Below are 25,163 nucleotides of genomic sequence, written 5' to 3'. Positions count from 1 at the left end.
CACGGCCGACTCATCAGGCGCATGGCCACCGTCGCCGCCGCGCTCCTGACCATCGGCGCCGTCCACGGTCAGGCATCCACCCAGGCGCGCGCCGCCTCCCCCAGATCGACGATCACCGTGGACGGCACCAGCGCCGGGCGGACCTTCGACGGCGTCGGGGCGATCAGCGGCGGCGGGGGCAACACCCGCCTGCTGCGCGACTACCCCGCCGCCCAGCGCGACGAGATCCTCGACTACCTCTTCAAGCCCGGTCACGGAGCGAGCCTGCAGATCCTCAAGGTCGAGGTCGGCGGCGACACCAACTCCACCGACGGCGCCGAAGCCAGCATCGAGCACAGCAGGGGCGTCGTCGACTGCGACGCCGGCTACGAGTGGTGGCTGATGGAGCAGGCCAAGGCCCGCAACCCGAACATCAAGCTCGCCGCCCTGTCCTGGGGCGCGCCGGGCTGGATCGGCAACCATGATTTCTACTCCCAGGACATGATCGACTACCTGATCACCTGGCTCGGCTGCGCCAGGCAGCACGGTCTGACCGTCGACTACATGGGCGGCTGGAACGAGCGCGACTTCGACGCCTCCTGGTACAAGTCCCTCAAGTCCGCGCTCCGCACCCGGGGCCACGCCTCCACCAAGATCATCGGCGGTGAGTCCTGGGGCTGGCCGATCGCCACGGCCATGAAGAACGACCCCGCCCTGTACGACGCGGTGGACGTCGCCAGCTCCCACTACAACTGCGGCTACATGTCCGCGATGACCCACTGCGACTCCTCCACCGACGCCCAGAGCCTCGGCAAGCCGATCTGGGCCAGCGAGAACGGCTCGGAGGGCGCCGAGGTCGGCGCCGCCCCCGTCGCCCGCGCCATCAACCGCGGCTACATCGACGCGAAGATGACGGCCTACATCAACTGGCCGCTCGTCGCCTCGCTCTACCAGAACCTCGGCTTCCACGACACCGGCCTGATCACCGCCAACCAGCCGTGGTCCGGCAACTACAGCGTCGGCCGCACCACCTGGTCCATCGCCCAGACCACCCAGTTCACCTCTCCCGGCTGGAAGTACGTGGACGGCGCCACCGGCTACCTCGGCGCGCGCAACGGCACCGAGGGCAGCTACGTCAGTTACGCGGCGCCCGACAAGTCCGCCTGGAGCACCGTCTTCGAGACGATGGACGCCACCGCCCCGCAGACGGTCAACCTGAAGGTCACCGGCGGTCTGCCCGGCGGCGCCCTGCACGTGTGGTCGACCGATCTCTCCCAGAACGGCGGCGCCACCCCGCGCATGGTGCGCGGCGCCGACCTGACCGCGAGCGGGGGCACGTACAGCCTCACGCTGGCCCCGGGCCGCGTCTACACGGTGACCACCACCACCGGTCAGGGCGCGGGCGTCACGACGCCGCCGCAGCGGTCGCAGCTCGCCCTGCCGTACGCGGACTCCTTCGCCGGCTACGCCAAGGGCCGGGAGGCCACGTACTTCTCCACGATGAACGGTGCCTTCGAGTCGGCGCCCTGCGGCGGCGGCCGCACCGGTTCCTGCCTGCGGCAGATGTCGCACGTGTCGCCGATCCAGTGGACCGACGAGAAGGCCAACCAGCCGTACACCGTCATGGGTGAGCTGAGCTGGAGCGACTACACGGTCAGCGCGGACGTGCTCCTGGAGCAGGGCGGCAGCGCGGCCGAGCTCCTCGGTCGGGTCGGCACGCAGGACAAGAACAACAACGGTCTCAACGCCTACCACCTGCGCCTGAGCGACACCGGCAGCTGGAAGCTCCTCAAGTCCGGCCGCCCCTGGGGCGACTGGGACACCACGGCCCCGCCGCTCGCCGAGGGAACCGTGCCCGCGCCCGGCACCGGGACCTGGCACAACCTCGCCCTGACCTTCCAGGGCGACTCGATCACCGTCGCCATCGACGGACAGGCGCAGGCCACGATCACCGACGGCAGCTTCGGCGGCGGGCAGGTCGGCCTGGGCACCGCCGGCTACTACCCGGTCCAGTTCGCGAACTTCCGCGTCACCCCGGGCAGCACGCCCGGGTTCTCCGGCACGTACAAGATCGTCAACGCCCACAGCGGCCAGCTCCTCGACGCCTCGGGCGGCCAGACCGCCGACGGCACCCCCGTCGTCCAGTGGCCCGACAACGGCGGCACCAACCAGCAGTGGACCCTCGTCCGCAACGACGACGGCTACTACACGGTCACCGGCGCCGGGAGCCTCAAGCCGCTGGCCGTCCCCCAGGCCACCACCTGGCCCGGCACGCAGCTGGGCATCTGGTCCGCGAGCGGCGGCCCCGAGCAGCAGTGGGTGATCGCCCCCGCGAACAACGGCACGTACACCATCGAGTCCCGCGCCACCGGCTACGCGCTCGACGTGCGCGGGGCGTCGACGTCCAGCGGCGCCTCCGTCGACCAGTACGTCACCACCGGCGGCACCAACCAGCAGTGGCGGCTGGTCAAGGTCTCCTGACCATCCGCGTCCCCCTGGGGCGGGGCAGGTCCGACAACGGTCCTGCCCCGCCCTGCGTCATCGGACGGCAGCACACCAGCAGAGGAGCACAGGAACGTGATCGGAAACAGCAGTGGCATGAGGCGGCGGGGCGTCCTCGCCGCGGGACTGGCCGGTGCGGGGGCCGCCCTGGTGCCCGCCGGGCAGGCCGCCGCGACGCCGGCCGGCCCGTCGCTGCCCGCGGCGGCCACCGCCACGGGCGGGCGCCGTGTGCTGAACCTCAACACGGGCTGGGCGTTCTGGCGCGACGACGCCGCCGGAGCCCAGCACCCGGGGTTCGACGACTCGGAGTGGGCCGCGGTCTCGCTGCCGCACACGATGCGGCTGGAGAAGAAGCGGCCCTCCGCGTACGACGTGTACGCCGGAATCGGCTGGTACCGGCGGTACTTCCGGGTCGACCCGCAGGACCAGGGGCGGCGGCACTCCGTGGTCTTCGACGGAGTCCAGACCGACTGTGCCGTCTATCTGAACGGGGAGAAGCTCACCGAGCACTCCGGCGGGACCATGGGCTTCGTCGTCGACATCACCGGCAAGGTCCTCTTCGACCGCGACAACGTCCTCGCGGTCCGCGTGTCCAACCTGGACGACCCGCTCACCCCTCCCGGCAAGCCGCGGAACGAACTGGGCTTCCTCACGTACGGCGGCATCTACCGGGGCGTCACGCTCCGCGTCACGGAACCGGTCCACATCTCCGACGCCCTCCAGGAGGACCTGGTCGCCGGGGGCGGGGTGTCCGTGACGTACCCGAGGGCGACCCCGACGCGGGCGACGGCCAAGGTCAGGACCCACGTGGTGAACCGGACGGCGGTCACCGTGCGGACAACGCTGACCACGGTCCTCCACGACGCCCAGGGCATGGCGGTCGCCCGGACCTCGGACACCGTCTCCGTCCCGGGAGGCGGCAGCACCACCTACGCGCAGACGCTGAGCGTGCCCCGGCCGAAGCTGTGGCACCCCGACTCCCCCTCCCTGTACAGCCTGGTCAGCCAGGTCTTCGTCGACAACCGACTGGTCGACACCGTGACCACGCGCACCGGCATACGGCGGATCGACTACCGGGCGGACGGCTTCTACCTCAACGGAGACCGGATCTACCTCCGCGGCGCCAACGTCCACCAGAACTACGCCTACGTGGGCGACGCGGCCCCGCCGTCGATGAAGTACCGCGAGGCGCTGCGGCTCAAGCTCGGCGGATTCAACGCGGTACGGGCGGCGCACTACCCGCACGATCCGGCCTTCCTCGACGCCTGCGACGAGCTGGGCCTCCTCGTCGTGGCCTGCCAGCCGGGCTGGCAGTACTGGAACGGCGACCAGACCTTCGTCAGCCGCACGTACCGCGACATCGCCACGATGATCCGGCGTGACCGCAACCGGCCCTCCGTCATCCTGTGGGAGACCTCGCTCAACGAGACCCACTACCCGCAATGGTGGGCGAAGGAGGCCAACGCCGTCGCCCACGCGGAGATGCCGGGCGACCAGATGTTCACCTCGGCGGACTACGGCACGTGGGGCGGCGAGTACGGGGTCAACTACAAGGTCGTCAACACGGACGGCTCGGATCCCGCACCCTCCGTGCCGTTCCTCACCCGCGAGTGGGGCGACTGGGAGAACCCGTCCCGGTGCGACCGGGACGAGGGCGAGGCCGCACTCGTCGGCCAGGTCGTCACCCGCCAGCGCTACCTGGAGGGCACCGGCTACTGGGACTGGGGCGGCCTGGACGCCCACCCCCGGATCGGCGGGTACTTCCTGTGGGTCTTCGAGGACTACGGCACCAACGACCCGTACCAGAAGTCCGGCGCCGTCGACATCGACCGCCACCCCAAGTACTGCTACCACTGGCTCGCGTCCATGCAGTCGGCAGGCAATCCGCACCACGGCGGCCCGATGGTCTTCGTCGCCAGCGCCTACACGGCCACGTCCAGTCTCGACGTCATGGTCTTCAGCAACACGGACCGCGTCCGCCTGTACCAGAACGGCACGCTCGTCGGGGAGAAGACCCGCGCCCAGAACGCGGGCACGGCGCCGCACATCGCGGCCAAGGGCGGCAGCCCGTACTACACCTTCACCCTGCCCGCGTTCGCCGCCGGGGAACTCCGGGCGGAGGGCTACCTGGGCGACACGCTCGCCGCGACCCACGTCGCCAGGACCCCCGGTGCCGCCCACCACCTGGAACTCGTCGCCGACGACGCCGGCGGCCTGGGTGTGCTGACCTCGCTGGTGGCGGCGTCGCTCGGGGACAGCTCCGAGGCGGGGAAGGAGGCGGCCCGGGAACTCCTCGCGAGGAACACGGGCGGACCGGCCCTCGTCGACCGCATCGGCCAGGCACGCGGCCGCGCCCTGTCGGCCCAGGAGGCCGACGTCCTGAGCGGGTACGCGGAGCGGCTCGACCGCATCCGGCCCGTCGCCGACGGCTCGGACCTGATCCCCGTCTTCGTCAAGGTCGTCGACGCCGACGGCACCCTGGTCCCCGACTCCGCGGCCGTCGTCACCCTCGACGTGACGGGAGCCGGCTCCCTGGTGGGCCACGGCATCCCGAGGATCTCGGCACAGAAGCAGAGGGTCCAGGGCGGCATCGGCTACGCCCTGATCGCCGCCGGCACCGTCGACGGCCCCGTCACCCTCACCGCGACCGCGGACGGGCTGCAGAGCGGCCGGTGCACCGTACAGACCGCGCCCTACACGGGTACGCACGTCACCGACGGCACCCACCCCGTGTGGCAGGACATCTCCACCCTGGAGGGCCAGGGCGCGCAGAACCTGGCCCTGTTCAAGCCGGCCACGGCCTCCACCTCGGAGTACGGGAACGGGCCCGCCAACGCCGTGGACGACGAGGGCGGCACCAAGTGGGTCGGCGACGGCCCCGACCCCGCCTGGTGGCAGGTCGACCTCGGGGCTCCGGCCGAGATCGAGCAGTTCCAGATCGTGTGGGAGACCGACCGGACCAGCTACCGCTACCGCGTCCTGATCTCCGACGACGCCACCACCTGGACCACCGCGGTCGACGCGGCGGACAACACCGCGATGGTCGCCGCCGTCACCCACCAGGTGGCGCTCACCACGCGTCACGTGCGCGTGGACATCCTGTCCGCCGGCGACTGGTGGCCGGCCCTCCGCGAGTTCCGCGCGGTGCCGCCCGGCGGCAGCGGCGGCGTCCCCCCGGCCGACCCCGGCCCGAAGATCGCCCGCGACCGGATCAAGACCGTCACCGCGTCCAGCCACGCCACCGGCTTCGAACCGGAGAAGGCCTTCGACGGGGACATCACCTTCGGCACCGGCTGGAGCGCCTCCGGCCCGACCGTCCCCCAGACGCTGACCGTGGAGCTGACCGACCCGCACGACCTCGCCGGAGTCCGCGTCCACTGGGGCAAGGACAGCAGCTGGTACACGTACGACCTCCGGACCTCCCCCGACGGGACGACCTGGAACACGGCGCACTCCGGTCTGACGCGAGCGGGCCAGTACATCCTTCCCGAGGTGTTCACGGCGACGGACGTGCGTCAGGTCCGCTTCGTCATCACCCAGGTGGCCGGTGGAGGCGCGCAGACCGTCGCCGGTGTCGCCGAGGTGGTCCTCTACGGCACACCCGTGCAGGACGCAGGCGGCCTCAGCCGGTGACGGACAACCGGTAAGCCGCGCCCGCACGGGCCTCGACGCACACACGCGGCCCGAAGCCGGTCCTGCCGAGGTCGACGTCGGCCTCGGCAGGGGCACCGTCCGTGTCGGTGACCGTGAGGTGCGGCGGGGTGCCGACCGGGAGCTGGATCGTGAGGGTGCCGCTTCGGGCCACGCCCAGAACGGCCTCCGTCAGGACTCCCCCGGCCCAGTGGAGATCGACGCCCGTGCCGCCCCGCGCGCGCAGACCCGTCGCCGAGCCGGTGGGCCAGGCGTCCGGAAGCGCCGGCAGCAGGCGCAGCACGCCGTTGTGGCTCTGCAGCAGCATCTCGCCGATCACGGCGGTGATTCCGAAGTTCCCGTCGATCTGGAAGAGGTCCGGCGGGTGCAGGCCGAAGAGGTTGGGAGCGGTGTACTCCGCGAGGAGGATCCGCACGCTCTCGTGAGCGAGTTCCGCGTCTCCCAGGCGGGCCGCCAGCGCGCCCACCCAGGCACGGCTCCAGCCCGTGCTGCCGCCGCCGTGCTCAAGGCGGCGTGCGAGGGCGCGCCGTGCCGGTTCGACGAGGGCGGGGGCGGTGAGCGGGTCGACGGCGTCGCCCGGGTAGAGGCCGTAGAGGTGGGACAGGTGCCGGTGACCGGGATCCTCCTCCGGCAGGTCCTCCCACCATTCGAGCAGGCGTCCCTCCTCGTCGGTGCGGGGCGGGCGCAGGCGGGCCCGGGCCGCGTCGAGGGTGTCCGCGAAGTCCTGGTCCACCTCCAGGAGGCGGGCCGCCTCGGCGGTGCGGGTGAGGAGTTCCGCGGCGAGCCAGTGGTCCATGGTGGCGCCGGCCGACACGGCGGCCAGGCCTCCGCCGGGGAGGCGGAAGTGGTGTTCGGGCGAGGTGGACGGGCAGGTCACGAGGGCTCCCTCGCCGTCCTCGGTCAGGAGGTCGAGCAGAAACTCCGCCGCGCCCCGCATCAGCGGATACGCCCGCTCCCTCAGGAACGCGCGGTCCCCGTCGAAGAGGTGACGCTCCCACAGGTGCGCGCAGAGCCATGCGCCCGCCATGGGCCAGTTCGCCCACGACTGCGATCCGGACACCGGATGGGTACCCCGCCAGAGGTCGAGGTTGTGGTGGACGGTCCAGCCGCCGGCTCCGTAGTACGTGACGGCCGTGTGCGCGCCGGGTTCGGCGAGGTCGGCGATCAGGTCGAGGAGCGGTTCGTGGCACTCGGCGAGGCCGGTGGTCTCGGCGTGCCAGTAGTTCATCTGCAGGTTGATGTTCGTCGTCCAGTTGGCGTTCCAGGGCGGGGCGACCTCGGTGTTCCAGATGCCCTGGAGGTTGGCGGGCTGGGTGCCGGGACGCGAGGAGGCGATCAGGAGATAACGGCCGTACGCGAAGAGGAGGGCCGCGAGCCCCGGATCGTCCTGGCCGGCCGTGAGCCGCTCGTCGGTGGGGAGCTCCGGCGCCTCCGTGCTCAGGTGCAGTGCGGCCCGCCGGTAGAGCCGCTGGTGGTCGGCGACGTGTGCGGCGAGCAGCTTCTCGTACGGGAGGCCGGCGGCGGCGTCGAGGAGGCGTCGTACGTCGGCGACGGGCCCGTCGTCGGGGCCGGCCGGCGGTGTGGTGGGCCCTCGGTAGCCGGTCTCGGCCGCCACCAGGAGGAGCACCTCGTCCGCCCCGTCGACCCGCACCGTGCCGTCGGTCCAGGTGACGCGGCCGCCCGTGGCGATCACGCGGAGTCCGGCCGCGAAGCCCATGCCCTCGTCGGCGGCGTAGCGCGCGGGGTCGGCCGCGCCGAAGGAGAGGTGCGCGGGTGCCCGCCCCGACACCACCGCCCCGGTTCCGTCGCCGGAGTGGCGGGCCTCCGGGTGGGGGGTGTCGAGGTGTGCGGTGAGGCCGACGCGTCCGCCGTCGCTCGCGGTGATGCGGGTGACGAACACACCGGCGGGCGCCGACACGAAGGATTCGCGGAGCATGTCGGCGCCGCCCGTACGGTACGAGACCCGGTGGACGGCGGTCTCCAGGTCGAGCGCGCGGATGTAGTCCTCGGCGGGGTCGTCGTCCCCACAGGTCAGATGGAGGGTCGCGAGCGGCTGGTACGCCTGCGAGTAGGGGCCTTGCATCCGTTCGGCGAGCGCCTCGGCGGCGCCGTGGTCGCGGTCGGCGAGGACGGCGGTGCGAAGCATCGGCAGGTGCTGGGCCGCACCGGCGCGGTCGCGGGGGCCGGGGCCGCCGGACCAGAGGGTGTCGGCGTTGAGGTGCGCGGTCTCTCCCGTGCGCCCCTGCTCCCCCGCCCCGTGGAGCAGTGCGCCGAGCCGCCCGTTGCCGAGGGGCAGGGCTTCCAGGAAGCGGGTGGCGGGGGTTCGGTACCAGAGGCGGTCCGCGGGAGGGTGGCGGTCCTTCGGCAACGGAGGTGTCCTTTCGGGGGTTTCGGAAGCCGCCACGCACCCCGCCGCGCTCACCCCTGGGCGGGCCGGGGCGGGCACGTGCTGTCGCGGACGACGAGCTCGGGGCGCAGCAGCTGGAGCGAGTTGACGACGGTGCCCGACTTGGTGAGGGCGCGCAGCAGCAGTTCGACGGCCTGGCGGGCCATGTCGCGGGTGGGGACGGCGACGCTGGTGAGCGCCGGTCGCCCGAGTCCGAAGCGCACCTCGGGGTCGTCGTCGTGGCCGACGAGGGAGAGGTCTTCCGGCACGGAGCGTCCCGCGGTCCGCGCCGCCTCCAGGACACCCAGCGAGAGGATGTCGTGGGTGGCGAAGATCGCGGTCAGCGCGGGGTCGGCGGCGAACGCCGCGTTCGCCGCGGCGAAGCCGCCCGCCGCGCTCGGTTCGGCCGCCATGTGGACGGCGCTGTCGGGGACGGTCAGGCCGTCGACGGCGAACGCGCGCCGGAACCCGGCCACGCGGGGGGCGTGGTCCGGGCTGGCGAGGACGGCCACGCGCTCGTGGCCGAGCTCGCGCAGATGGCGGCCGGCGAGGAAGCCGGCGTGCTCGTAGTCGATGGTGACCACGGGGAGGTCGACGGGTGCGTCCGTCTCCCAGGCGCACAGGGCGACCGGGAAGCGGGCGTCGGCGAGGAGCGGCAGATGGTCGATGAGGTCGCGGTCGCCCGCGATCAGCAAGGCGTCGACGGACCGGCTGGTGAGGCCGGCGAGGTGTCTGCGGGCCCGCTCGCCGTCGAGGCGGGTGGTGCACAGCAGCAGGTGGTAGCCGTGTTCCTCCAGGACGTCCTCGGCGGTCTCGACCACCTCCGAGTAGAAGGCCCCCGCCACGGTGGGCACGAGAAGACCGACCGTCTTGGTGCTGCCGGTGGCCAGGGACCGCGCCACCAGGTTGGGCGTGTAGCCGAGTTCGTCGATCGCGGCACGCACCCGAGCGGCGGTCGCGGGACGCACGGGCACGCGCCCGCTGAGGACGTTCGAGACCGTCTGCTTCGTGACGCCTGCGCGTTCGGCCACGTCCTGCATCGTCACCATGGGGCGCCCTCGATTTGACCGGTCCATCAACGTGACCAGACCGTAAGAGCCTTACGTGAGGTCAGTCAAGGCCTCTTGATCGATTTCTCGACGGCATGAGCGGCCGACGAGCGCGTCTCGCACACAGTCAAACATGATCGATCACCAATTCTCGCCAAGCCTCTTGTTTTACCGGTCAATTCGCCTCTACGGTTCCCAACCATTCAGCGTCACCGAGAGGACACCTCCATGCGTAGATCCACCCTGCCCACGGTCACCCGTACCGTGGGAGCCCTCACCGCCACCGCCCTCGTCTTCGGGCTCAGCGCGTGCGGCGGCGACTCGGACGGCGGCGGCGACGCGAAGAGCTTCACCTACTGGTCGATGTGGCGGGCGGAGGAGCCGCAGGCGCAGGTGCTGAAGGCGTCGATCGCCGAGTTCACCAAGTCGACGGGGATCAAGGTGGAGGTCGACTGGGTCGGCCGTGACGTCTCGAAGAAGATCGGACCGGCGATCGCCGCGAACCAGGCCCCCGACCTGTGGGACCAGGCCAATGACGCGATCTACGGCGCCGTCGCCTCGGCCGGCCAGGCCCGCGACCTGTCCTCCGTCCTCTCCGCGCAGGTGCCCGGCGAGAACGTCCCGGTCGCGCAGGTCATCCCGGCCAAGTACTTCGACATGCTGCCGAAGGACCCGGGCGGCTCGAACCACTACGTCATCCCGTACGAGGTGGCCACGACCGGCCTCTACTACAACGCGGCGGACCCGGACATCAGCGCGGCCATGCCGAGCGCCCCGACGGACTGGGCCGGCCTGATCAAGGTCTGCGACACCCTCAAGGCCAGGAAGAAGCCCTGTTTCGCCTCCGAGGGCGAGGACTACTGGACCAACGGCCTCTACCTCGACTACCTGCTGAACGCGGGCGGCGTCGACGTGAACAAGCTCGCCGCGGACAAGTCCGGTGCCACCTGGGACGACCCGGCGGTGCTCACGGCCGCGCAACAGGTCGAGCAGGTCGTCAAGGGCGGGTACCTCATCCCCGGCTACGACGCGACCAAGTACCCGGCGCAGCAGACCAACTGGGCCGGCGGCAAGGCCGGCTTCCTCATGAACGGCAGCTGGGTCACCGCCGAGGTGGCCAAGCAGGTTCCCGCCACGTGGAAGTTCGGCTCGATCCTGCCGCCCGGGACGAAGAGCGCGGACGCGACGCTGTTCGGCTTCTCGATCCCGAAGAAGGCGAAGCACGCCGAGCCGGCCGAGAAGTTCATCGCCTTCTTCATGCAGAAGGAGCAGATGGCCGGCATGGCGACGACCGCGCTCAACATCACGCCCCGCGAGGACATCCCGGCCCCGGCCGGTCTCGAGGCCGCACAGAAGGCCCTGAGCGGCGCGAGCGTCCGCCTGCCCTTCGACGGCGTCGCCGGCGAGTGGCCCGCCAAGGTATTCAGCCAGAACTACCTCGACCTGTGGCACGGCAAGACCACCGCCGCGCAGTACGTCGCCAAGTCCAGGGCCGACCAGGTCTCGTACTGGAAGACCCAGGGCTGAGACCGTGACCACCACGCTCCACGACCGCCCCCGGACGGACGCCGTCCGGGGCGCCGCCCGGGCCTCCCGACGCCATGGCATCGGCCCCCGGGCCCGTCAGCAGCGCCACATGTTCCTGCCGTTCACCGCACCCGCGATCATCGCCTACGCCGTCCTGTTCCTCGCTCCGGTCGGATACGCGATCTGGACCAGCCTGTACAAGTGGGACGGCATGGGCGAGATGGAGTGGCGCGGGCTCAAGAACTACCAGCTGCTCCTCGAGGACCCGTTCTTCCGGACTTCGCTGGTCAACACCCTGAAACTGATGGTGATCGGCGGGACACTCACCTTCGCGATCAGCTTCCTGCTGACCCTCGTCCTGCGTGAGATGAAGGCCCGGCTCTTCGCCAGGTCCGTGCTGTTCTTCCCCTGCCTGGTCAACGGCATGGTCTTCGGGATCGCCGCGGGGTTCCTGTTCTCCCCGGACGGTCCGGTCAACAAGGCGCTGCACTTCCTCGGGGTCACGACGCCGCCGAAGTGGCTGTCGACGGACAACCTGCTGCCGATGATCCTCGGCACGCTGATCTGGACCGCGACCGGCTACTACACGGCGATCATCATGGCCGCCGTCGACCAGATCCCGCCCCACCTCTACGAGGCCGCCGAACTCGACGGCGCGAACGCCTTCCAGCGCTTCCGCCATGTGACCCTGCCGTGCGCGTGGGACGTCATCTCGGTCTGCGCGGTGCTGTGGACGGTCAGCTCGGTGAAGATCTTCGAACTGATCCTGCTGTTCGGCGGGACGAGCAGCTCCTATCCGCCGGCCCAGAGCTGGAACACCGCGCTGTACGTGTACACACAGGCGTTCCCGCAGGCCACCACGCCCCGGCTCGGCATGGCCACGGCGGCCGCGCTGGTCAGCCTGCTGATGGTGACCGTGGTCACGGTGGTCATGCGGCGGCTGATGCGCCGCGAGCCCCTCGAGTACTGAGAAAGGTCGCAGCACATGCGAAGCGAACACGGGTCGTCCGGCCCGGTGAGACGGATCGCGACGGCGTTCGTCTGGTGCGTGGTGGCCGCGGACCTCCTGCTGATCCTCTGGATCGCGCTGACTTCCGTGCGGGGCAGCGCCGACATCCTGCACGAGGCCTTCGGGCTTCCCCTCCCGCCCCACTTCGACAACTACGCGAAGGCGTTCGACGAGGGCGGGTTCGGGCCCGCCGCGCTCAACAGCGTCGTCGTCTCGACGTTGTCGTCCCTGGTGGCCGTCGCGCTCGCCGCGCCGTGCGCCTACGCCCTCGCGCGCCGCCGCACGCGGACCTCGTCCGCGCTCACGATGACCTTCGCGATGGGTCTGGGCGTGCCCGGGCAGGTCCTCGTGGTCCCGCTCTTCGTCGGCATGGCCCAAGTGGACCTCACGGACGACCAGTTCGGATTGACCCTCGTCTACGTCGGCCTGGCGATGCCCTTCACCGTCTTCATGCTGACGGGCTTCTTCTCCGGCATCCCCGCCGTACTGGAGGAGGCCGCGGCCCTGGACGGCGCGGGACCGCTGCGCTCCTTCGTCCAGGTCGTGCTCCCGGTGGCACGCGGCGGACTGATCACCGCCTTCCTCCTGCAGTTCATCAGCGCCTGGAACGAGACCCTGTTCGCCCTCGTCCTGACGCACAGCCAGGAACAGATCACGCTGCCGGTCGCGCTCGCGTCGTTCGTCGCCGCCGCGCAGCTCAACGGGCTCGACTACGGAACGATGTTCGCCGGAGTCTGCATCATCCTCGCCCCGATGATCGCGCTGTTCTCCTGGATGGGGACGCGGATCATCCAGGGCATGACCGTGGGGATCGGCAAATGACCTCGACACTGCGCACCGACGTCCTGCGGATCGAGGGGGCCGCCGATCCGGTCGGCACGCTGCCGATCCTGCACGGCATCTCCTCGTACACCGCGGAGGGCGCCGGGATCGACGACGAGATGCGTCGCAGCCTCGCGTACGGAGCACCGCACACCCTGCTGCCGTACACCCGGCAGAACGGCTACGACCGCGTGCGCACCGCGCGGGAACTGCCCACCGTGGTCCTGGAGAACGAGACCCTGACGGCGACTTTCCTGCCCGGTTACGGCGGGAGGCTCTGGTCCCTGATCCACCGCCCGACCGGCCGGGAGCTGCTGCACCGCAACCCCGTCCTCCAGCCGGCCAACCTCGCCCTGCGCGATGCCTGGCTGGCCGGGGGTGTGGAGTGGAACCTCGGCACGACCGGCCACTGGCCGCTGACCTGCGAGCCGCTGCACGCGGTGCGGGTCACCGCACCGGACGGCACGCCGGTCCTGCGGATGTTCGCCTTCGAGCGGCTGCGCGGGCTGCTGCTGCGGATGGACGCCTGGTTGCCGGCGAGCTCCCCGGTCCTCCTCGTCCACGTCGCCGTGCACAACCCGGCCGAGGAGGAGGCCCCCGTCTACTGGTGGTCGAACATCGCCGTGCCGGAGCACCCGGACGTGCGGGTGCTCGCCCCGGCCGGCCACGCCTTCCACTGCGACTACGTCAGCGAGCTGAAGCGGGTGGAGTTCCCCGTCGCCGAGGCCGAGGACCGCAGCTACCCGGGCCGGGCCGCCCGCGCCGCGGACTACTTCCTCGACGTCCCGAACGGCGAACGCCGCTGGATCGCCGCGCTCGACGCGGGCGGTACGGGCCTGGTCCAGACGTCCACGGACCGGCTGCGCGGCCGCAAGCTCTTCTGCTGGGGCACGTCCACGGGCGGCAAGCACTGGCAGGAGTGGCTCTCCGGACCGGACGCGTCCTACCTGGAGATCCAGGCCGGGCTCGCCCGTACCCAGCTGGAGCACCTGCCGATGCCCGGGGGTGCGACCTGGTCGTGGGTCGAGGCGTACGGGCTCCTGGAGGCCGACCCCGAGGCCGTGCACGGCAGCTGGGACGAGGCCCGGTGGGCCGTGGCCGACGCCCTGGACCGGCTGGTCCCCGCCACGGAGCTCGACCGTGCCCTGGCCGAGGCCGACGGGTTCGGCGAGCCCGAGGCCGTGCTCGCGGAGGGATCCGGCTGGGCCGCCCTGGAGATCGAGGCGGGCCGCTTCCCCGCCTCTCCCCTGCTGCCGTTCGGGGCCCCGGGTGCCGAGCAGGAGCCCTGGCGCCAGCTGCTCGCGACCGGCACCCTGCCGGTCAGTGAGCCACCGGCCGCTCCCGTCACCGGAGCCCACTGGCGGAGGCTCCTGGAGAAGGCGGCGCACGACTGGCACGCCCTGTACCACCTGGGCCTGGTCCGGCTGGCCGACGGCGAGCGGGAGGCCGCGTGCGACGCCTGGCGGCACTCGCTCGCCGAGCGGCGGACGCCGTGGGTCCTGAGGGCCCTGGCCTTCCTGGCCGAATCGTCCGCCGCGGCCGCTGATCTGATGGCCGAGGCGCACCGGCTGCGTCCGGAGCTGTTCGAGCTGACCGTCGAGGTGCTGGACACGCTGCTGCGGGCCGGGCGCCCGAAGGAGGCGCTCGCGGTCATCGAGGCGTTGCCCGAACCGGCCCGCGGCCACGGCCGGGTCCGCCTCGCCGAGGCGACGGCCGCGCACGCCCTGGAGGACGAGGAGCGGGTCCGGCGGCTGCTCGCCGAGGGCATCCGGGTCGACAACATGCGCGAGGGCGAGGTCTCGCTGGACCGGCTGTGGCTCGCTGTGCATCCAGGAGAGCCCGTACCCCCGGAGTACGACTTCCGCATGACGGAAGACTGAGACCCGGCCCCCTGCATCCGCCGCAGGGGGCCGCCCATCGGGCAGGTGCGTGTCATGCGCACCTCACCACCCCCACAGGGAGGATTCAGTGTCAGCCGCTCGAAGAAGGTTCCGTGGCGCTCTGCTCGCCACCGCCCTCATCGCCGCCGTCGGGACGGCGTCGTCGACCGCGCCCGCGTCGGCCACGACCACCGCCACCACCTACACGGTGTCCGTCGGATCGGTCGGAAGCTACGCGTACCCCACGGACACCCCGGCCGCGACGTACATCGACAAGGACGGAACGTTCTACTTCCAGCAGTCCGCCGCCCTCTACGGCGCGAACGACCCCCGGTACTGGGAGTTCTACACCGGCAAGGACCTGGAATCCGCCACCAGGTCGCCGATCAGCGACGCCGTGAACCCGGCGAACAGCTCCGACCGGAACAACGACACCACCTGGCGCTGCAACAACGGCCCCACCGGCGTGGAGTCCACCTCCGCGCCCGCCGGCTCCGGCTACTCGCAGAAGAACTTCTGCGACCTCGTCGGCACCTGGGTCGATCCCGACACCGGCGACTGGTACGGCCTGGTGCACAACGAGTTCACACCGCAGCCCTTCGGCGACGGACTGCACTACGACGCCATCGACTACGCCAGATCCACCGACCAGGGCCGGACGTGGACCATCCTGGGCCACGCGATCACCTCGGCGTACAGCACCGCCCGCGGCGACAACGCGGCCTTCCCGAACCAGACGTACCACTACGGCAACGGCGATCCCCGCCTGTTCGTGGACACCGCCTCGGGCTACTTCTACGTCTACTACGGCTCCCGCGTCATCCCCAAGGGCGGAGTCGGCGGCGGCAACGGCGGCCTCGCGCACGTCGCGCGCGCCCCGATCTCCGGCAAGATGGCGAGCGGCTCCTGGCAGAAGTGGTACGACGGCGCCTGGACGCAGCCCGGCGTCGGCGGCAGGGAAAGCAACATGGTGCCGGCCACCACGAGCAACCCCAACGGCTACACGCCGGTCGCCGACGACTACGACCCCGCCAACACGGGCACCGTCGACCAGCAGGTCGCGGCAGGGCAACTCCCTGCCAAATCGGATCTGTTCATCATGAACATCGCCTACGACGCCCACCTCGGCCTGTACATCGGCGAGCCCGAGGTCGTCTCCGGCACGGCGCCGCAGCGCTTCTACGTCACCGACGACCTCGCCACCCAGAAGTGGCGCCTGATCGGAGACAGCGGCGGCTACACATCGGGCTCCTGGTACCGCTGGTTCCTGGACGACGTCAACCGCACCGACTCGACGATCGTCGGCAAGACCTTCCGGTCGTACTGTTCGATCGCCTGCGCCACGTCGAGCGGCGAGTACGCGAACATCACCGTCGACACGGACACGCCCGCCATCCCGGTCGACACCTCGAAGACCTACCGGATCGGCAGCGCCGGCGGCCGGGTCCTCGCCCAGGTCCCGGGTGGTTCGGCGACCACCTCGGTGGCCTCCGCCACCGGCTCCGCCCTGGAGTCCTGGACGTTCCTGGCCCACGGCGACGGCTCGTACCGGATCGTCAACTCGGCGACCGGCCAACTCCTCGGCGTCGACTCGACCGCCACCGCCAACCGGGCCTGGGGCACCCGCCCCACCGTCACCGCGGCCGGCAGCGGCGGCGCGAGCGCCGGACAGCAGTGGTGGATCGTCCCCAGCACCTCGAACCCGGGGACCTTCCGGCTTGTCAACCGCTACAGCGGACTGGTGATCGGCATGTCCGCGACCACCGGCCGCCTCGCCGAGACCACGCCCGGCCGCTCGTGGACGGACAGCACCGGGAGCGCGGTCGGCGGCGGACGCACGGCCGCCGAGCAGACCCTCTCCTTCACCCAGACCGGCTCGGCCCCCGAGACGATCGTCTTCAACGGCCCGGGTGACCAGTCCGGTACGGCGGGGGCGGCGGTCTCCCTGCAGCTGACCGCCATGGACAGCGCCGGCAAGCCGCTGACCTTCTCGGCGAACGGCCTTCCGGCGGGCCTGTCGATCAGCTCCTCGGGCCTCATCACGGGAACACCGACCACCGCGGCGACTTCTCAGGTCACGGTCACCGCGTCGTCGGGAACCGCCACCGGCCAGGTCGCCTTCACGTGGACGATCAACCCCGACTTCAGCGGAACCCACCGCCTGATCACCGGGGGCAAGGCGCTCGACAACGGCAACAGCATGACCGCGGGACGCCAGCTCACCACGGTGACCGCGGGCAACAAGAGCAACCAGAAGTGGAAGTTCGTCCGGCAGTCCGACGGCTCCTACGAGCTCGTCAACGTCAGGTCGGGCATGTGCGCCGACGTCAACGGCGGCTCCACCGCCGGCGGCGCCGCGATCATCCAGTGGCAGTGCAGCGGAGACAGCAACCAGCGGTGGAACGTCCGGCAGCTGCCGGACGGCTCCGTCACGGTCACCTCGGTCCGCAGCGGCCTCCTGCTCACCACGGCCTCCACGGCGAGTGGCGCACTCGTGACCCAGCAACCGGACACCGGCTCGGCCCTGCAGCGGTGGTCGATCAACTGATCCGGCTCCGCTTGCCAGTACGACCCTGACGCCGGATCCCCGGGGAGGGCCCCCGGGGATCCGGCCCGTCAGGTGCGCTCGGACTCCACCGCGTCAAGCGTTCCCCGCAGCCACTGCTCGACCTCGGCGACGCGCACCGTCGCCCTGGCCTGGGCGAGTTCGGGCTGCCGGGCGGCGACGGCCTCGTAGATCGCCCGGTGCTCCCGCCAGGCCCGGGCCAGGGCGCCCTCCTCGATCCGTCCGCGCCACCAGCAGGTGTTGGACCTCGCGCACCCCGGGGCGTACGCCCACATCGCCGGCCGTCCGCACGCCCTGCTCGACGAGTACGATCTCGGCTCGATCTGAGGTGCTCTTCGTGGTGTGCATTTCCTTCCCCAACGCCGAGCCGTCTTCCGTGCGGTCGTTTCCGGGCGAGGTCAGCCCGTCTGCGCCGCCGAGGCGAGTGTGCGGATGACGGACAGGTCGGCATACAGATGGTTGCCGGGGCACTCGGTCGGGTAGCCGTCGCGATGGCCCGAGATCCGGTTCAGGGTGACCTTCTGGCCCTTGGTGTACTTGCCGTTGTCGGCGGCCGCGGCGAGGACGACGGTGCCGGCGGCGTCGTAGCCGTACAGACCGAGCTTCCAGGCGGCGACCCCGGCCACCGCGTCGAGCACGGGCTGCGAGGAGATCGCGTCGTTGTAGTTGCCGAGGACGGCAACGCCGGTGGTGTCCGTGTTGAAGCCATAGGTCTGCGCGCCGAGGACCGGCTTGTCGATGCCGCCCGCGCGACCCTCGAAGACGGTGCCGCACTTGTCGACGAGGAACTGGTAGCCGATGTCGTTCCAGCCCTGGCTCTGCACGTGGTACAGGAAGATCGCGCGGATGATGGCCGGGGACTGGTCGCAGGTGTAGTCGTTGGTGCCGGCAGTGTGGTGGGCGAACACCACCTTGGTGTCGGTGGTGTACGTCGGCGGGTCCTTCACCAGCGACTCGTCGGCATTCCAGCCGGAACGCGGGATGACAGCGGGCTGCGGAGCCGTGCTCGCCGTGGCCGTGGCCGTCGTCGTAGCGCTTGTGGCGGCGAACGGCGTGGCCGAGTCCGCGACCGCCTCCGGGTCCACAAGCTCCACCCGCAGCCCGGCGGGCAGTTTCGACAGCTTTCCGTGTTGCCCGGTCACCCGGACCTGGACACCGTCGGACGGACCGGTCCACAGCGGCTGGGTTCCGGCACGCGCCCTGCCGGTTTCGGCGGCGGTCCCCACCTCGGGCGTACGCATGTCGAGTTCGAGCTCACGCCAGCCGGACCAGACACCGGTGACGCTGTCGCGGGTACGGACCTGCGCCGTTCCGCCGAGCTCAGCGCGCGGGTCGGCCCAGGTGACGCCGAGCATGCTGAACGGCGTGGTGCTCCGAGCGGACAGCGCGCGCTGGGCGGGGTCGGCACCGTGCAGCGCGATGCTCCGCACTCCGGCCGGAATCTGCGCCGCCGGCGCCACCGGGGAGGTGAGACCGAGGGTCGCAAGAGTGACGGCGGTGGCCGCCACGATCCTGGCCGTACGACGGAAACGGAGGTGCGGGGTCACTGGGCTCCTTCAGGGGCTGCGGATGATTCGAGGGTGGGGAGTTCACTGCCGCACGCGGTCCGGCCGAAGGCCGCGGTGGCGGTGGCGGTGGCGGTGGCGCGTTGGACGTACTTGCCGCGTTCGGCCCGGGTGCGGCTGACCGTGCCACCCTTTTCGCCGAGGGTGACGATGGCGATCGGGGAAGCGCCGAGCGGAACGCTCACGATCTCCCTCCACGGCAGGACGACGTTCGACCTCCGCCGGTCCCGCGGGACGAGATGTCGGGCGCGCGCCCTCACCGAGCGCCTCGTAGGTCACCTCTTGAGTGAGCACGGCCGTCCAGGCACCCGAAAACCCTTGTGACATCCGGGGTTTCGGAGTCATCTGGTCTTATCGGCTGTTCGGCCGTCGGCATGGCGGTGCTCTCTGTCGATGGAAGATCACCCGGGTTATACATCATCGGATTCAACGAATGCCAGGCAGCGGAAAAGTCGGACATGGCGACCCTGATCACCATCGCCCGGGCAAGATAAATGCCCTATATGCGTGCACGGTTGACGAACCATCAACTCTGTGTTGGAGAATCCCCCCCGCCACGATCACTCACCTCTGGCGAGGCCTTTCCCTGAACGGAAGTTGGCCTTTTTTGGCATGCCTTGAGGTGCTCCGGTCGAGGCCAGATCCGCCGTGACCGGCGACGGAGCACCCGCGCCGGCGCGTGGGGCGCCCATTTCACCAAGCGCGGGAGGGGCTCCGATGAAGGGAATGGCGTGAAGGTAGATACGGGCGGGCGATAGCCTGCCTCGTGGTTTCGGCGGTCGCCGGAACCACGCTGCCACACGTCGCTTATGCGGCACCGGTTTCGAGTAACTGATCGTTTCAGAATGGGTCGAGCTACGGGCCTTGCGTTTGTCGATCTCGATCGGCAGGGTGTCCCGGTTGCATGTTGATCTTGTTCCGGGCGACCTGTGGGAGCGGGTGGCCCCGCTGCCGCCTCCCGCTCCCGAACGGCGCCGTCGGCATCCCGGGCGGCTTCGCGTTCCGGACCGGGCGGCTCTCGCCGGCTTCTTGTACGTCCTGCGGCGGACCGGCGTCGCCTGGCGCGACGTACCGGCCGAGACCGTGGGCTGTTCCGAAGTCACGGCCTGGCGCCGGCTGCGGGACTGGACCGAGGCCGGCGTCTGGCCACGCCTGCCCGCCGCCCTGCCGGCCGAGCTGCGCCGCGCGGACCTGCTGGACCTGGACGACTGCGCCGTGGACGGATCGCATGTCCGGGCCCTCAAAGGGGGGATCACGTCGGCCCCTCGCCCGTCGACCGCGCTCACCCCGGTTCCAAGCACCACCTGATCGTCGACCGGCACGGAACCCGCTCGCGGTAACACTCACCAGCGGCAACCGGCACGACGTCACCCAGCTCCTGCCGCTGATGGACGCCGTCCCGCCGATCCAGGGACTCAAGTCGCAAGCCGAGGAGGTGGCGGCCTACTTCGCTGACGCTCCGCGCGGACCGTTGTTTCCGCCGGTCACACCACCTGAAGTCGAAGCCGCCGAGGACATCATCGGGCGTCCGCTGCCGACACTCCTTCGGAGGATGTACACCGAGGTCGGCGACGGCGGCTTCGGGCCTGACGGCGGTCTGGCCTCGCTCACCGACGGCCGGCGCGCGCCGGGGGACCTGATCGACTGGCCCTGTTCGATCACCCGGCACGAACGCGACCGTGCGGCGGGGCTGCCCGGATCATGGCCGTACCTGGCACCGGGCGGCTGCACGATGCAGTGGCATCTGTCATTGCTCGCAGTCGGCAGCCCCATGCTGCTCTATGACGCAGACGGCTGGGTGCCAAGCTGGGGCGAGGGCCCCCATGACGGCCTGCGCCACGCGACCGGATCACTGCGGCAATGGTTGTGGACGTGGGCCAATGGCGACGATGTCTGGGCCGAAGCACTCAGCCTCCCGTAACCGATACACAGAGCTGCACTCGGCTCCGCTCAGCAGCCTCGTCATTCTGAAACGATCAGTGAGAGCGGCGAGGGTGTCTTCGACGGCTTCGCCGGCTGGTTCTCGGAGGACGAGGGCGAGTCGGGCGGGCCGGAGGAGCCGATTACCGGTGGGACTCCGGTGCTGTCGAGCCGCGGGAAATTACCGAAGGGCAAGGCCGCGCAGAAGCCGAAGCGGGTCGCCGAACTGACCGGGAAGCGGACGGCGAACGCGCGGCACTGGCAGCTGGGCCGTGGAATCCCTCGCCCAGCTCCTACTTCGGTCCGGGGCCGCCCCGCCCAAGCGGGGGGGGTGCCGAGGTGATGCGCATTGCGCATACCGAGCGTTCGTGATCCTGGACGGCACCCTGCTGCCGATCGACCGGAGCGCCGCCGACTCGGGCAAACACGAACGCCACGGCATGAACATTCAGGTCCTCCCCGATCCTTTCGGGCGACTGCTGCCGGCCACGCCCGTGCTACCCGGATCCACCTACGATCTCGACAAGACACCCTCTGAGTGTGGCCGTGTGGCCGACGGGGAACTCCGCGGTACGCCAGGTCGTCCCTCTGCTAAGGGACGGCATCGGGGGGTGCGGTTGAGAACGATGACGCTGCGGGCAGCGGGGCTGTTCGCCCTGGCCGTGACGAGCCCCGTGGTGGTCACGCTGCCGGGTCTGGCGACCAACCAGGCTTCCTCGCAGGAGCGTTGGCCGGGGCCGCTGGACGTGCTGAGGGAGTATCCCTGGGCCGCGGGAGCGCTGCTCACCGTGGTCGGGGTGCTGCTCAGCCTCCTGCTCCAGCGCCTGACGAGCCGGTGGACCCCGACCGGGCCGCCGGTACCGGCGGTGCCGCCCGTACCGGAGTGGGTGGTCGCGCGCTCGGAGTCCCGCGATGTGATCAAGGCGTTGTGCCGGCGGGCGCAAGGGACGATCGGCATCACCACTGCTCTGCGGGGAGCCGGTGGCTTCGGGAAGACGACGCTGGCCGAGATGGCGTGCGCGGACCCCAAGGTCCGCAGACGGTTCCGGGGACGGATCTTCGTCGTGACGATCGGGCGCGAGGTGCGCGGTCGTGAGGCCCTGGCTGCCAAGGTCGCCGAGGTCACCAGGTTCGTCACCGGGGACACCACCACGTTCGACGACCCCGGACTGGCCGGGGCCCACCTGGGCCGGCTCCTGGACGAGCAGCCGCGGACCCTGCTGGTGCTGGACGATGTCTGGGAAGGGGAACAGCTCGAGCCGTTCCTGCACGGTGGACGCGACGTCGTACGCCTGGTCACGACCCGCGTCCCCAAAGCGCTGCCCGGCGACGCCCATCACGTACGGGTCGACGCCATGTCCGACGACCAAGCCCGCGCAGCGCTGACCTGGGGACTCCCGGAACTGCCCCGGGCCACGACCGAGCTGATCCTCGCCGTGACGGGAGGATGGCCCCTCCTGCTCCGCCTGGCCAATCGTCTCATCGCCGCCGACCTGGAGACGGGGGCCGACCCTGCGGACGCGACACGCGACGTGCTGGAGCGGCTGCGGGCGCACGGTCCGGTCGGCGTCGATCCGACGGTGCCGCTCGATGTCGACGACCCCAAGGAGCGGCGCAAGGCCGTCCGGGCGACCGTGGAGGCTGCCACGCGTCTGCTCACTCCCGAGGACACACGGCGTTTCATCGAACTGGGCGTGTTCGCCGAGGACGAAAGCATCCCGGTCGCACTGGTAGCTCGCCTCTGGCACGGGGAGCACGACGGGAGCCGCGCCCGTGAGCTGATCCGCACGCTGGCGAACCTGTCCCTGCTGACACTGCACAGCGAAGGCAGTGGATCCATCTCGCTGCACGACGTCGTCCGTGACTACCTGCAGCGACAACTGACCGACGGACAACTGAGCCTCGTGCACGACAAGCTCACGCGCGCCATGGCCCTTGGCCTGGCGCCGGCCGAACCGCTGGTGGTGGATGATCCCTCGCCCGAGACGAGCTGGTGGGAAACCCCGTACGGCTACGCGCTCGATCACTTGATCACACACCTGATCGCTGCCGACCGCTCCGAACTGGCCCGCACGGTCGCCCAGGACCTGCGGTGGATCGAACGCCGGTTGTACCAGCGCGGCCCGGTGGCGCCGTACAGCGACCTCGCCCAGCTGGGCACCCGCGAGGCAGCACAACGTGTCCGGGAGCTGTCCCGCGTCGCGCACCTGCTCACACCCACCAACCCCGAGCACGCGCTGAAGCACGTCCTCCACAGCAGGCTCGGACATCGCTCGGCCTGGCGTGGTCAGATCGCCGCGCTGGCCCGCGACCGGACGGGACCGGGGCTTGCGCAACGGTGGGAGCCACCGGACCTGACCGACGGCCTCCTGCGCAGCTCGCTGGTCCACCCCGGTCCTGTCACCGCACTCGCCGTGGCCCCCGATGACGGGTGGCTGGTCGGCGGCTGTGCGGACGGCAGCCTCCACGTGTGGGAGACACGTGCCTGGCGTCGTCTGGCCACGGTGCGGGCGCACACGGACCGGGTGGCTGCCATCTCCGTAGCGTCGGACGGCTCCTGGCTGGTGACGGGGAGCGCGGACGGGACCGCGAAGAAGTGGGAGACGGCGACCTGGACGTGCGCGGAAACCTTCTCCGGCCACGACAAGGCGGTGACCGCACTCGCGCTCTCCCCCGACGACAGTCTGCTGGTCACCGGCAGCACGGATCGCACGCTCAGAGTCTGGAACCCGAATGACGGCTCCTGCAGCGCAAAGCTCAAGCACCACGCGGGGCCGATCAAGGGGATCTCCTTCCACCCGGACGGCTCACACTTCTTCTCCACCTGCCAAGGAGAAGTGGTGCGGTGGGAGACCGGCACGTCCCGGCGCACCACCCCCGTCTCCACCGAAGACGTCCATGTCGGCCCTGTCGCCGTGGCCCGTCATCGTGGGGTCGTCCTGTCCACGAGCAGCGGACTGTACTTGGTGAGCCGTCCCACCCATCGCGCAGTGCCGGCGTTGGACGGCGAAAACGCACAACGCATCGTGGATGCCGGGCCGGTGACCGCTCTCGCCGTTTCCGACGGTGGCGACCTCATCGCCATCGCGGGCCCTACCGGCGCGACTCGGATCCAGCCCCTCGGCAGCGGCTCCCAGCTCGTCGCAACCGGGCACCTGGGGGCGGTGAACGACGTGGCCTTCGCCCATTCGGGGTCCTGGTTCATGACCGCGGGGTCCGACGGGACGGTCAGGACGTGGGACCTACGGCGCGAGAGACCGCGCACCGTGCCGTCGGAGGGCGGTGGGGGCGCTTTTACGCGATCCGCCCTCAGGGCCTCCGTATCCGCAGGCGGTGAACACCTCGTAGTCCTCAGCACAGTCGGTCACCTTTCGGTGCGGAGATCTCCCGTGGAGCCGGGAGCCGGCCGGGCGACGGAGCTGCCGCTCTACGATCGGTACGAGCCCTTCCGTCACGGCTACGAACCGTTCGCGGCCCTGTCTCCAGATGGCACGCTCATCGCCGCGTGTGAGGAGGGGACGTGGACGACCCCGGGCAACGGCAGCGCTCACATACGGTTGTTCGACACGTCAGGAGAGCGGCTGCACCGGTACCAGTGGTACGAAGCGACGATCACCGCCCTCGCCGTGACCCCCGACCGCACGATCGCCGCGGGTACCGCGGACGGGAGGGTCATGTTCTGGGCGCCCGGAGCTCCGGAGGACACGTCTCTGGCCGTGGCCGGTCACCGGGGGAAGGTGACCACTGCGGCCTCGGCACCGGACGGCAGCTGGATCGTGACAGGCGGTGCTGACGCACAGATCAAGGTCTGGGACGTCGCATCTCGAAAGCCGCGCAGGACCGCCCGGCACCCGGCCGCGGTGACGAGCACGGCGATCGCCTCGGACGGCACCTGGCTCGCCAGCGGAGACCTGCACGGGACCATCTGCGTCCTGGACGTGACCCGGGGCACCGTCACGGGAACCTTCCGCACCGCTTCGAGCCCGGTGAAGAGCATCGCCATCTCTCCCGACGGGGTGTGGATCAGCGTCGTGTCCTCGCCACGAACCATCGAGGTCTGGCACAGGGCAACACGCAGACGAGTAACGATGATGCGTACGGAGGCACCGTTGCTCACCTGCTCCTGGACCGGCGGCAACGATCTCGGCATGGTCGCCTGCAGCACGCGGGGTCTGCACGGCTTCACCTTCCTTCCCCCGCCGACCGCATAGGTGCTGACTGCAGGAACGGCCGGCGTTCCCACTCGGCATCCGCGTCGACCGCGGCCGGCCAGTCCGTCCCCTGGCAGAGCGGCAGGGCGGGGGCGG

The 25,163-nt window shown here is 70.8% G+C and carries 14 protein-coding genes and 2 pseudogenes; 11 read left to right on the top strand and 5 right to left on the bottom strand.

What is annotated here, in order from left to right; genetic code table 11:
- Positions 1 to 21: 21 nt before the first annotated feature.
- Together AB5J54_RS38470 and AB5J54_RS38465 are read left to right on the top strand one after the other, a co-directional pair.
- Complete coding sequence (locus AB5J54_RS38470) at positions 22 to 2,460, top strand: RICIN domain-containing protein (protein WP_369148601.1); 2,439 nt, start codon at positions 22 to 24, stop codon at positions 2,458 to 2,460.
- 96 nt (positions 2,461 to 2,556) lie between these two features.
- Positions 2,557 to 6,114 carry a discoidin domain-containing protein gene (locus tag AB5J54_RS38465; protein WP_369148600.1) on the top strand — a complete coding sequence of 1,186 codons (3,558 nt, stop codon included), beginning with the start codon at positions 2,557 to 2,559 and terminating at the stop codon, positions 6,112 to 6,114.
- On the opposite strand, the gene AB5J54_RS38460 is transcribed toward AB5J54_RS38465, so the two are convergent.
- Positions 6,104 to 8,500: a glycoside hydrolase N-terminal domain-containing protein gene (locus AB5J54_RS38460; protein WP_369148599.1), complete on the bottom strand. Its 2,397-nt coding sequence runs from the start codon at positions 8,498 to 8,500 to the stop codon at positions 6,104 to 6,106. The genes AB5J54_RS38465 and AB5J54_RS38460 overlap by 11 nt on opposite strands.
- 50 nt (positions 8,501 to 8,550) lie before the next feature.
- The gene (locus AB5J54_RS38455) at positions 8,551 to 9,558 is read right to left on the bottom strand and encodes a LacI family DNA-binding transcriptional regulator (protein WP_369149594.1); all 1,008 of its coding nucleotides are present in this window, start codon (positions 9,556 to 9,558) and stop codon (positions 8,551 to 8,553) included.
- Between the two features lie 237 nt (positions 9,559 to 9,795).
- Here AB5J54_RS38455 and AB5J54_RS38450 point away from each other — a divergent pair, with 237 nt between their 5' ends.
- The 5 genes from AB5J54_RS38450 to AB5J54_RS38430 all read left to right on the top strand — a co-directional run bounded on the left by AB5J54_RS38450 (position 9,796) and on the right by AB5J54_RS38430 (position 17,353).
- The gene (locus tag AB5J54_RS38450; protein WP_369148598.1) at positions 9,796 to 11,094 is read left to right on the top strand and encodes an ABC transporter substrate-binding protein; all 1,299 of its coding nucleotides are present in this window, start codon (positions 9,796 to 9,798) and stop codon (positions 11,092 to 11,094) included.
- A gap of 4 nt (positions 11,095 to 11,098) precedes the next feature.
- Entirely contained in the window at positions 11,099 to 12,064 is a 966-nt protein-coding gene (locus tag AB5J54_RS38445; protein ID WP_369148597.1) for a carbohydrate ABC transporter permease, read from the top strand.
- Positions 12,065 to 12,079: 15 nt separating this feature from the next.
- Positions 12,080 to 12,925, top strand: coding sequence for a carbohydrate ABC transporter permease (locus tag AB5J54_RS38440; protein WP_369148596.1), 846 nt, complete (start codon positions 12,080 to 12,082; stop codon positions 12,923 to 12,925).
- Complete coding sequence (locus AB5J54_RS38435; protein ID WP_369148595.1) at positions 12,922 to 14,805, top strand: DUF5107 domain-containing protein; 1,884 nt, start codon at positions 12,922 to 12,924, stop codon at positions 14,803 to 14,805. The genes AB5J54_RS38440 and AB5J54_RS38435 overlap by 4 nt, the downstream gene beginning before the upstream one ends.
- An 88-nt stretch (positions 14,806 to 14,893) precedes the next feature.
- The gene (locus AB5J54_RS38430; RefSeq protein ID WP_369148594.1) at positions 14,894 to 17,353 is read left to right on the top strand and encodes an RICIN domain-containing protein; all 2,460 of its coding nucleotides are present in this window, start codon (positions 14,894 to 14,896) and stop codon (positions 17,351 to 17,353) included.
- A 68-nt stretch (positions 17,354 to 17,421) separates the two neighbouring features.
- Here AB5J54_RS38430 and AB5J54_RS38425 read toward each other — a convergent pair whose 3' ends face one another.
- The 3 genes from AB5J54_RS38425 to AB5J54_RS38415 all read right to left on the bottom strand — a co-directional run bounded on the left by AB5J54_RS38425 (position 17,422) and on the right by AB5J54_RS38415 (position 19,121).
- The gene (locus tag AB5J54_RS38425) at positions 17,422 to 17,694 is read right to left on the bottom strand and encodes an FCD domain-containing protein (RefSeq protein ID WP_369149593.1); all 273 of its coding nucleotides are present in this window, start codon (positions 17,692 to 17,694) and stop codon (positions 17,422 to 17,424) included.
- 75 nt (positions 17,695 to 17,769) lie between these two features.
- Positions 17,770 to 18,918 carry a peptidoglycan recognition protein gene (locus AB5J54_RS38420; protein ID WP_369148593.1) on the bottom strand — a complete coding sequence of 383 codons (1,149 nt, stop codon included), beginning with the start codon at positions 18,916 to 18,918 and terminating at the stop codon, positions 17,770 to 17,772.
- Positions 18,915 to 19,121 carry a hypothetical protein gene (locus tag AB5J54_RS38415; RefSeq protein WP_369148592.1) on the bottom strand — a complete coding sequence of 69 codons (207 nt, stop codon included), beginning with the start codon at positions 19,119 to 19,121 and terminating at the stop codon, positions 18,915 to 18,917. Before AB5J54_RS38415 ends, AB5J54_RS38420 begins: the two co-directional genes overlap by 4 nt.
- A 715-nt stretch (positions 19,122 to 19,836) precedes the next feature.
- Between AB5J54_RS38415 and AB5J54_RS38410 the strand changes: the two are divergent.
- The 4 genes and pseudogenes from AB5J54_RS38410 to AB5J54_RS38395 form a co-directional block, all read left to right on the top strand.
- Positions 19,837 to 20,381, top strand: a pseudogene (locus tag AB5J54_RS38410) (IS5 family transposase); the annotation flags it as partial.
- Entirely contained in the window at positions 20,372 to 20,857 is a 486-nt protein-coding gene (locus AB5J54_RS38405) for a hypothetical protein (RefSeq protein WP_369148590.1), read from the top strand. The pseudogene AB5J54_RS38410 and the gene AB5J54_RS38405, both read left to right, overlap by 10 nt.
- A 361-nt stretch (positions 20,858 to 21,218) precedes the next feature.
- A pseudogene (locus AB5J54_RS38400) lies at positions 21,219 to 21,377 on the top strand (IS5/IS1182 family transposase); the annotation flags it as partial.
- A gap of 105 nt (positions 21,378 to 21,482) precedes the next feature.
- Entirely contained in the window at positions 21,483 to 25,067 is a 3,585-nt protein-coding gene (locus tag AB5J54_RS38395; protein WP_369149592.1) for an NB-ARC domain-containing protein, read from the top strand.
- The last annotated feature ends 96 nt before the right edge of the window (positions 25,068 to 25,163 follow it).

This window comes from Streptomyces sp. R44, assembly GCF_041053105.1.
Lineage (GTDB): Bacteria > Actinomycetota > Actinomycetes > Streptomycetales > Streptomycetaceae > Streptomyces.
Note: the sequence above shows the minus strand (reverse complement) of the source record. Positions and strands in the feature narration are given on the sequence as shown.